This is a genomic window from Bacillus sp. HY001 (genome assembly GCF_007558965.1).
Lineage (GTDB): Bacteria > Bacillota > Bacilli > Bacillales > Bacillaceae_G > Bacillus_A > Bacillus_A mobilis.
This window is the reverse complement of sequence record NZ_VLTE01000026.1, coordinates 96,254-106,383: the sequence shown is the minus strand read 5'-3', so window position 1 is coordinate 106,383 and position 10,130 is coordinate 96,254. Positions and strand designations below refer to the sequence as shown.

Below are 10,130 nucleotides of genomic sequence, written 5' to 3'. Positions count from 1 at the left end.
TATACATAAAATGGGTCATCCTTCCTTGCGGTATGCATGGAAGGATGACCCATTTAGTTAAATTTTATTCATTTCCTTAAGTTGATGGCTATGGTCCATATGGGCAGCTTATTTTATTTTTTCGTTTAGCAAAAGGTTAGCGGTTCTCTCGTTACCGATCAAGTTAAAAATGTATATGAATGCAACTTCTGTAATATATATCCTTAAAATCGGTTTATACATTTGAAGAGATGTTTCTTTTTAACCACATTAATTATTTAATAGAATATCTTTTTTAAATCAAAATAAAATTTTTCGGTAAAGAAATATATAAGTATTTTTAAAATAAGTAACTTAGATAAACAATATTTTACTGTGTTTTTTGCTGAAAAATTCCGTTTTAAGTGATAGGGACAAGGGTTTTGTGCTAACTGTAAAATATTATCCATGTAAAATTATATCCAATTAATATTTCTGAAAATATAAAAATATTAATTTTATAAATATACACGTTATAATGAGGGCGTCGAGAGAAATTTTATTATCTCTGGAGAAAATATAAAAAATGCGATTACTAGTAAGAAAGGTGTGTGGTTAGAGGCGAAATGTATGTAAAGTGCTTCAGTGGCTTGTGTAATCAATACCATAAATGCTGCCGAAGCTATTAAAGTGATGTATAGAATTGAGAAAGAAATGCCTCACAAATGATGAGAGGCTGGTTTAGCTAAAATTACTGTTAAAAGTAAAAAAGAGAAACCATTAAAGTAATACACTGTTATTAAAAATGTTGCAACGTATTATATGAAGTCTATTCTATATTGTTCTCTTAAGCGGTCTTTATATAAAGAGCGGATATTACGAGTAAACAATTTTGTGAACGCTAACAATTATATTAGGACGCTAACTAGCGAGTGTTTCAATTTGGATTCATTTTGATGAAGGACATACAATGTAGGGCAACTTGTAAGGAATTCATTTTCTAAAATAGGAAATGTTCGTTAGCGATAAAGAGAGACGCGAGAATAGAATACAAGGGGGAGCTATTATATGAACGGGAATACTGCAAAGAAAATAGAAGTTCAAGCTGAAAATACCGCACTAAAAAATGAGCAATATGCAGATCCGAAAAAGTGGCATAAGCAGGATACTACATGGGCATTGAGCCTATTTGGAACTGCAATTGGAGCAGGGGTGCTCTTTTTACCGATTAATGCAGGTTCAGGTGGATTATTATCATTACTACTAATTACATTGCTTGCATATCCAGTTATGTATTACTCACATAGGGCACTTGCTAAAATGATATACGCTTCTAATTCTGCTGATGAGGGGATCACAGGTACAATTAGAGAGTATTTCGGAAATAAAGCAAGTATCATTTTTAACATCGTATATTTCGGTTCAATTTATACAATCGTACTAATGTATTCGGTTGCGCTTACAAATACTGCAAGTAGTTTTATCGTACATCAATTGCACATGCCAGAACCTCCAAGGGCTATTTTATCACTTGTATTAGTTCTTGGTCTTATCGCTATACTGAATTTTGGGCAAGATATTACTGTAAAGATCATGAGTATGCTAGTGTATCCTTTCATAGCTTCTCTACTGTTTATCGCAATATCTTTAATTCCACAGTGGAATACGTCAATGCTTAGCTTCTCAGCTGTTTCTACTGCTTCAACAGGAACAGGATATTTTGGAACGATATTGTTGGTTCTACCAATCATCGTATTCTCATTTAATCATTCACCTATGATTTCATCATTTGTTGTGAAGCAGAGAGCTACGTATGGCATAGAAGCTACTGATGCTAAATGTGCGCAAATACAAAAAGTTTGTTATATCATGACATTCGCTGTAGTTATGTTCTTCGTTTGGAGTAGTACATTAAGCTTGACTCCAGAGGATTTAAAAATGGCAAAAGAGCAAAACTTATCAATTCTTTCATATCTTGCGAATGAGCTTAATTCACCTGTAATTACGATTGCAGCTCCAATCATTGCTTTTGTGGCTATTACAAAGTCTTTCCTTGGCCATTATATCGGAGCGTTTGAAGTAATGCGTGACATGATTATTAAGTTCGGTAAATCACGTGGGAAAGTAATTGAAGAAAAAACAATTAAGACAATCGTTCTTACTTTTGTTGTATTATCATGCTGGTTTGTTGCTTATACAAATCCAAGTATCCTTGGACTTATTGATTCTCTAAGTGGTCCATTAGTTGCTGCTATCTTATGTCTATTACCGATGTATGCAATCAATAAAGTACCAGTACTAGCTAAATACAAAGGGAAAATGAGTAACGTATTTGTTATTATTGTAGGTGTACTTACTGTTTTAGCAAGTATTAAATCATTATTCTAATTCACGATTGTTAGTTCTAATGCAAAATAAAATAGAACGATTTTGGGACAGGCTTCTCCGTTTGGAGAGTCTGTCCTTTTTAATGCGCTACATTTTTATCTTGTTGATTTTATGAGATATTTCCGCATAATTGTAGCTAAGGGAGATGATTTTAGGTTGAGTAAACTGAATATTAGTACAACGGTTTCGGGAGATATAATTGTTACCCGTCTTATCGGCAAGATTAAAACAGATGATGTGTATGAATGGTTTAATTGCTTCGAGCAAGTTTGTCAGCAATTCATTTCTGAGGGGCGGAAATACAAATTACTGGTCGATAGAAAAGGATACATACCAGATCATTTTTCTGTTCAAAAAGCATGGAAAGATAAGTTTTTCAATGAAACGATTTTGAGTCATAGTAAGGCAATTGCTTTTCTTCTTGAAGAAGGAGAGATACTAAATTATTTACAACAATCTAATACAAAAGAAGCTGTGAAATTTTTTGGTGATTATGAACAAGCATTCCTTTGGTTGAATGAATATTCCATATGAAATTGTTAGCGAACCGGTTGCTTAAGTAACTGGTTTTTTTATGCTTGTATGTAGCAGGAAGAAAACTGCTATACGAAATGTTTAGCACTAGAGGACATACATTTTTAATGAGTTAAATATAATTCATAATAGCACCAAGAAGAGAAGAGTACGTTTTACGGTATTAGTTATATGGAAAGGTCGTACGATAGAGTCGCATAAAGTGAGTAAGGGGGATAAACATATGAGTACTTCAAATTTGAATGAAATCAGTAAACAAATTTTAATAGAGGAGGAAACACTTCAATTTTCCTCTTTTACAAATGAAGATGCTTTGCAAATAGGTTTATTTATCGTTGAAACGGCGAGGCAAGAAGGGAAATTGATTGCTGTTGATATAGCAAAAAATGGTGTGCAACTATTTCATTTCAAGATGACAGGGACAACTGCGGAAAATACGCAATGGATTGAGCGTAAAAAACGAGTTGTTTCTTTGCATAATCATAGCTCGTATTATATGCAGATACAAAGTGAAATAACGGGCGTTCCATATAATGAAAAGTATCTTTTAGATAGGTCGGATTATGCTGCGTTTGGTGGATGTTTTCCGGTCCAAATAAAAGATGTAGGGGTTATTGGAATGATAACAGTTTCAGGATTACCACCAGAAGAGGATCATGAATTAGTTATAAGGGCCGTTAAAAATCATTTGAAGCAATAGTAAAAAGGCAAAATCGAACAAGAATATGTTCGGTCTTGCCTTTTTATTATTCAGTTCAACATATTTCTAATAAGATGTTACGGAATTAATATCTTTAATTCGAGACAGTTTTCTTGACGATAATAATCTATGTGGTTAATATGTAATACATAACATAATTAAATTACTAAAAGTAATTAAGTTATTTTATATAAGTTAAAATAGGTAAGTAGTATGTGGTAAAAATGCTTTGAATTGCCACTATTAATATTGGGGACAATTAGAAAGCGACAAATATAAAAATTTTAAAGTTAAGAAGCAAGAGTGAATCAACAATAATGGCAGCTTCTGTACAATGCATTTTTACTATAGTAAAAATGACTATACATCACGAGGGGGACTGAAATTGGAATCAATGACCTTTGTTTTATTTGGAGCAACAGGGGATTTAGCTAAAAGAAAAATTTACCCCGCGCTATATAATTTATATAGAGATCAAAAGCTTCCAAAGCAAATATCCGTTATTGGGCTTGGAAGACGTGAAGTATCTCATTTAGATTTTCAAAAAAGAGTAAAAGAATCCATAGAAACTTTTTCTCGTCGCAGGGAAGAAGGTGCTCTGGAAGTAGAAGATTTTTTAGAGTATTTTCGTTATTGTCCGTTAGATGTGAATAAGCCGGAAGACTATAAAAGGTTATTACAAGTAGTTCGTGAAAGGGAAGAAGAACAAAATATACAAGGGAATAGAATGTTCTACCTTTCAGTTACTCCTGACTTCTTTGAGACCATTGCTTTAAATATTAAGGGAAGTGGACTCGATGAAACGGATGGCTGGAAGCGCCTAATGATTGAGAAACCGTTTGGTCACGATCTTCCATCTGCTCGAGAGCTGAATGATAAGCTTAGCCGAACGTTTGAAGAAGACGAAATATATCGTATTGATCATTATTTAGGTAAGCCAATGGTTCAAAATATTGAAGCACTTGAATTTGCAAACCCTGTTCTCCAATCGATTTGGAATAAAGAACATATTGCGAATGTACAAATAACAGCGAGTGAAACGGTTGGTGTAGAAGAAAGAGCAGCATATTATGATCATGCAGGGGCCATTCGCGATATGGTTCAAAATCATATGTTGCAAATATTAATGATGACTGCAATGAATTTGCCGGAAAAGATAAATGCATGTGAAATTCGTGAGGAAAAACGAAAGGTAATGGAGACTCTTCGTAAAGTGAAAAAAGAAGACGTTCAGAACCATATCATTCGCGGACAATATGCTTCAGGGGAGATAAAGGGCCAACAAGTTGCAGCGTATAGAGAGGAGCCAGGAGTAAATCCTTCTTCTCAAACAGACACATTTGTTGCGGCGCGCCTATGGATCGATAACGCATTTTGGACGGGCGTTCCTTTTTATATACGAACAGGAAAAAGAATGAAAGAAAAATCTACTCGTATTGTAATTGAATTTAAAAATACATTAAAACAGCAATATCAAGATAGTAATCCTAATGCAGAGCCTAATTTGTTAATCATTGAAATTAGCCCAAATGAAAATGTTTCACTCCAATTAAATAGTAAAAATCCATTGAACAATGGCGAGCTTGAACCAATCCGTATTCATTTTACTTGTGAGCAAACAGGAGTGGGAATACCTGAAGCTTATGAAAGACTTATCTATGATGCTGTATGTGGAGATTCTACATTCTTTGCGCACTGGAGAGAAGTTGAATTGTCATGGGAATGGGTACAGCCAATACTTGAAGCATTCGAGGAAAACTTGTTACCACTTCATGAATATAAGTCGGGTTCGTATGGTCCAGATGCTGCGAATGCTCTGTTACAAGAAAGTGAGTTTAAATGGTGGTTAGATGAGGAATTGAAAAAATAAGTACATTCTTACAAGTGAAGCAATATGACAAAAAGATATTCATCATTTTATTAACATGTATTTATGATGAAAGGTAATTCAAGGAGGAATTATATTATGAGAGTAGGATTAATTGGTTTAGGAAAAATGGGATTAAATTTAGGGAAAAATTTAATTGATCATAAACATGAAGTAGCAGCATTTGATTTAAATACGAGTGCAGTGGAAGAAATGAAAGAGTACGGTGCTACAGGTACATCTAGTTTAAGCGAACTTGTTCAATCATTGGAATCACCAAGAATTCTTTGGGTAATGGTTCCGCATGCTGTTGTTGATTCTGTTATTAATGAGATTACACCGCTTTTATCAAAAGGAGATATTTTAATTGAAGCTGGTAATTCGCATTATAAAGAATCTATCCGCCGATATGAGCAATTAAAGAAAGATGGTATTCACTTTATGGATGCAGGAACTTCTGGCGGAATGGAAGGCGCTCGCAATGGTGCATGTTACATGATTGGAGGAGATCAAGAAGCTTGGGATATCGTTGAACCTATTTTCCGTGATACAGCTGTAGAAAGTGGATTCTTATATGCTGGAAAAGCTGGTAGTGGTCACTTCTTAAAAATGGTTCATAACGGAATTGAATACGGTATGATGGCTGCTATCGGTGAGGGATTTGAAATTCTAGAGAAAAGTGAATTTGACTACGATTATGAAAAAGTATCAAGAGTATGGAACAACGGTTCAGTTATTCGCTCATGGTTAATGGAATTGACTGAAAATGCATTTTCTAAAGATGCGAAACTGGATGAAATTAAGGGTGTTATGCATTCTTCTGGTGAAGGGAAATGGACAGTAGAAACAGCATTAGACCTTCAAACAGCAACTCCTGTTATCGCAATGTCTCTATTAATGCGCTACCGCTCATTAGACAATGATACGTTTACAGGAAAAGTTGTAGCAGCACTGCGCAATGAATTTGGTGGACATGCGGTAGAAAAGAAATAATATAACTCGTTAACGTTAAAAAATGGAGGGAATAAATCATGAAGTTTTTTATTGATACTGCAAATCTTGAGGACATAAAAAAGGCATATAAACTAGGTGTTTTAGCTGGTGTTACAACGAATCCGTCTTTAGTAGCGAAAGAAGGCATTAAGTTTGAAGACCGTATTGCAGAAATTTGTCAGGCAGTACCTAACGTTGAATCTGTTTCGGCAGAGGTAACGCCAGATGCTGTTACAGCCGAAGAGATGATCGCTCAAGCAGAAGAACTGATTAAAATTAACGGTAGCGATGAAAAAGTTACAATAAAACTTCCGATGACACTAGCAGGATTAGAAGCTTGTCGTTATCTTACTGAAAAAGGTGTGAAAACGAACGTTACACTTATTTTCACTGTGAATCAAGCTCTTTTAGCTGCTCGAGCAGGTGCAACGTACGTTTCTCCATTTTTAGGTCGTTTAGATGATATTTCTGAAGATGGCGTATTATTAGTTGCTAAAATTGCTGAACTATTCGATGTTCATCTATTAGATACACAAATTATTGCGGCTTCTGTTAGACACCCAGATCATGTCACTCGTGTAGCGATGGCAGGTGCTCACATTGCAACAATTCCTTATAAAGTAATTGAACAACTTGCTATGCACCCACTAACAGATCAAGGTATAGAAAAGTTCGCTGCGGATTGGGCGAAAGCGCCTAAGTTATAAGGAAGTAAAGTTTTCACAAATTGCTATTTCATGAGAGGACCAATCCCTATGTAATTTCATCCTGTAAAATAAATCCCGAGTTTGGTACCTTATTACATGAAAGCAGCAATATGAAAAGACACCATGCAGTTTCAAAACAGCACAATGGTTATAAAAAGGCCCCATTATGAGAGTGAAGTTTATGAAAACGTAGCTCTCATAATGGAGTGTCTTTTTTGTTATCGGAATAATTTGAAAGGGGTTACATAGTGAGTTCGAAATATATGATTGGTGTAGATATTGGAACAACTAGTACAAAAGCAGTTTTGTTTTCGGTTGATGGATCTGTTATTGCAAGTCATGGAATTGAATATCCTTTATATTCTCCTACGCCAGAAACAGCGGAACAAGATCCAGAAGAGATTTTTCAAGCGGTCATACATACGATTAAGGAAACTATACAATCAAGTAATGTACAGCCAGGTGATATTCTTTGTGTTTCTTTTAGTTCGGCCATGCATAGTGTCATTGCTGTAGACGAAGCAGGGAAGCCGTTAACGAGATGTATCACTTGGGCAGATAATAGAAGCGCGAGCTGGGCAGAAAAAATAAAAACTGATATGAATGGTCATGAAATTTACCTTCGTACTGGAACGCCAATCCATCCTATGTCACCACTTTCGAAATTAGTTTGGCTTAAAAATGAACATGTTGAGTTATTTGCAAAGAGTTATAAATTCATCTCAATTAAAGAGTATGTTTTCTATAAGTTATTTCAGAAATATGTAATTGATTATTCTATTGCATCAGCAACAGGAATGTTCAATTTGAAATCTTTAAAATGGGATGAAGAAGCCTTGCGTGTTGCAGGAATCACAGAGGAAAAGCTATCTACAGTTGTTCCAACGACGCACAGTTTAATAGGGATGCATGAAGAACTTACAAGAGAGATGAATGTACTTGTTACTACTCCTTTTATAGTTGGTGCGAGTGATGGGGTACTATCGAATTTAGGTGTAAATGCAATAGAACCTGGAGTAGTTGCTATTACAATTGGTACGAGCGGTGCAGTGCGAGTTGTAACGAATCAGCCTGTAACGGATCCGAAGGGGAGGATTTTTTGTTACGCGTTAACTGAGGACCTTTGGGTAATTGGTGGACCGGTTAATAATGGTGGTATGATTTTTAGGTGGGTTCGCGACCAATTATGTACGTTAGAAGTTGAGCATGGGAAACGTTTAGGGAAAGATCCATATGAAGTGCTTACGGAAATTGCAGCGAAAGTGAATCCTGGTTCTGACGGTTTATTATTTCATCCATATTTAGCAGGTGAAAGAGCTCCTTTATGGAATGCGAATGCGCGGGGATCTTTCTTTGGGCTTGGCCTACATCATAAGAAAGAGCATCTTATCCGTGCGGTTTTAGAAGGAATCATTTATAACTTGTATACAGTCCTTCTTTCGTTAAAAGAATTAATTGGCGAACCGAAAAAAATTCAAGCGACAGGTGGTTTTGCAAGGTCAGAACTTTGGAGACAGATGATGGCGGATATTTTTCATCAAGACGTACATGTTCCGGAAAGTTTCGAAAGCTCTTGCTTAGGAGCGGCAATCCTCGGTTTATATAGTTTAGGTGAAGTAGATTCATTACACGTAGTTTCTGAAATGGTAGGTGCCAACTTTTATCATGAGCCAAACATGGAAAGTGTGGAGAAATATAAAGAATTAACACCGATTTATATTCGTTTGGCACGTCACTTGGAAGAAGAATATGAAAGTATAGCAGCGTATCAAAAAAAGTGGGTTTAAAGGCTATTTAGAAGGAAAATGTGGTAACGTATAAAGAGGTACTCCGATTTTTTAGGATACTCTTTCAACATAAAATATTTTAAGTAGTATGGTGAACGAAAAATATAGGGAGAGAGGGTTATGAAAATGGCGGATAACAAAGAGTTTATCGGATATGTTGGAACGTACACGAAAGAAAATAGTGAAGGGATATATAAGTTTACGTTAGACACGGCAGCGCAAAAAATTAGTAATGTAACACTTGCGGCTAAGCTGGATAACCCTACATATGTAACGATCAGCAAAAATAATGAATATCTCTATTCTGTTGTTAAAGAAGGAGAAGCTGGTGGTGTAGCTGCTTATTCGATTAATGGTCATACTGGAGAGCTAACGGAACAAAATAGACAAGTAGTAGAAGGGGCTTCTCCTTGTCATATTAGTGTGGATAGTGGAAATCGTACGGTAGTTACAGCGAATTACCATAAAGGAACGATTGAGTCTTTTGTAGTAGATGAGGAAAATGGGACTGTTAACGTTGCCTCTATTATTACACATAAAGGTTCAGGTCCGAATAAAGAAAGACAAGAAAAACCACATGCACATTACGCGGGATATACTCCAGATGAAAAATATGTGGTAGGTGTTGATTTAGGAATTGATAAAATCATTACATATGAAATAAAAGATAGTAAGTTAAAAGAAGTGAATAGCTTGTCTGTGAACCCAGGAAGTGGTCCGAGACATATTGCTTTTCATCCGAACGAAAAGCATGCTTATGTGATGACTGAACTTAGTTCGGAAGTTATTGCATTATCATATAATCCGGAAGAAGGGTCCTTTACAGAGTTGCAATATATTTCTACCGTTCCGAAAGAATTTGATGACAATAGTCAAGGAAGTGCGATTCATATTTCTTCTGACGGCCGTTTTGTATATGCAGCGAACCGTGGCCATAATAGTATTGCTGTTTTCAGTGTGGATCAAAATTCAGGTGAGCTTACATTTGTTGCACATACATCTACAGAGGGAAATTGGCCGAGGGACTTTGTAATAGATCCGACTGAAAAGTTTCTTATTGCTACAAATGAAAAGTCACATAATCTTGTGCTATTTTCAAGAAATGAAACGACAGGGAAGTTAACACTGCTGCAATCTGATGTTGTTGTACCAGAGCCTGTTTGTGTGAAGTTTTTGAATGTTTAATTGGAGTTTCA

Annotated in this window: 8 protein-coding genes; all 8 read left to right on the top strand. The window is 35.6% G+C overall.

The window, feature by feature from the left end:
- Positions 1-1,026: 1,026 nt before the first annotated feature.
- Entirely contained in the window at positions 1,027-2,346 is a 1,320-nt protein-coding gene (locus tag FOT98_RS13710; protein ID WP_001014164.1) for an aromatic amino acid transport family protein, read from the top strand.
- Positions 2,347-2,457: 111 nt separating this feature from the next.
- Entirely contained in the window at positions 2,458-2,880 is a 423-nt protein-coding gene (locus FOT98_RS13705) for a SpoIIAA family protein (protein ID WP_080467655.1), read from the top strand.
- A gap of 223 nt (positions 2,881-3,103) precedes the next feature.
- Positions 3,104-3,580 (top strand): heme-degrading domain-containing protein, encoded by a 477-nt coding sequence (locus FOT98_RS13700; protein WP_061678964.1) that lies wholly within the window; start codon positions 3,104-3,106, stop codon positions 3,578-3,580.
- A gap of 385 nt (positions 3,581-3,965) precedes the next feature.
- Positions 3,966-5,450, top strand: coding sequence for a glucose-6-phosphate dehydrogenase (gene zwf / locus FOT98_RS13695; protein ID WP_063261542.1), 1,485 nt, complete (start codon positions 3,966-3,968; stop codon positions 5,448-5,450).
- Positions 5,451-5,546: 96 nt separating this feature from the next.
- Entirely contained in the window at positions 5,547-6,440 is an 894-nt protein-coding gene (gnd, locus tag FOT98_RS13690; RefSeq protein ID WP_063261541.1) for a phosphogluconate dehydrogenase (NAD(+)-dependent, decarboxylating), read from the top strand.
- A 38-nt stretch (positions 6,441-6,478) separates the two neighbouring features.
- Positions 6,479-7,147: a fructose-6-phosphate aldolase gene (fsa, locus tag FOT98_RS13685; protein ID WP_063261540.1), complete on the top strand. Its 669-nt coding sequence runs from the start codon at positions 6,479-6,481 to the stop codon at positions 7,145-7,147.
- Between the two features lie 245 nt (positions 7,148-7,392).
- Positions 7,393-8,934, top strand: coding sequence for a gluconokinase (gene gntK / locus FOT98_RS13680; RefSeq protein WP_063261539.1), 1,542 nt, complete (start codon positions 7,393-7,395; stop codon positions 8,932-8,934).
- A gap of 126 nt (positions 8,935-9,060) precedes the next feature.
- Positions 9,061-10,119 carry a lactonase family protein gene (locus FOT98_RS13675; RefSeq protein WP_063261547.1) on the top strand — a complete coding sequence of 353 codons (1,059 nt, stop codon included), beginning with the start codon at positions 9,061-9,063 and terminating at the stop codon, positions 10,117-10,119.
- Positions 10,120-10,130: the final 11 nt, after the last annotated feature.